The organism is Pseudomonas sp. Ma2-10 (assembly GCF_054330215.1).
Genome location: NZ_JBTEYL010000099.1, coordinates 1 through 324, shown reverse-complemented (window position 1 = coordinate 324; position 324 = coordinate 1). Strand labels below are relative to the sequence as shown.

The following is a 324-nucleotide window of genomic DNA, read 5'->3' as shown; positions in this document are numbered from 1 at the left end:
GAGCTGGTCAGTGAACAGCCGTCCCTGGACCTCGAGACCCTGCTGCACAAACCGGCCTTTTTGCAGCTCTCGCCTGACGGCAGCGGCATTCACGGCCAGGTCTATCGCGCCGCCCAGGGCGATTCCGGCAAACGCCTGACCCGCTACGCGGTGACCCTGCGCCCGCAACTGTCTTACCTGGCGCACCGCATCAACCAGCGCATCTTCCAGAACCTCACGGTGCCTAAAATCATCGGCAGCGTCCTCGAAGAGCACGGCATCCAAAGCAACGCCTACGCATTCAACGTCGGGGCGATTTATCCCGAGCGCATTTATTGCGTTCAG

General features: G+C 61.4%; 1 protein-coding gene. It reads left to right on the top strand.

What is annotated here, in order from left to right; genetic code table 11:
* On the top strand, window positions 1-324 hold a 324-nt coding region (locus ACXPVS_RS27485; RefSeq protein ID WP_458512670.1), incomplete at both ends, for a contractile injection system protein, VgrG/Pvc8 family.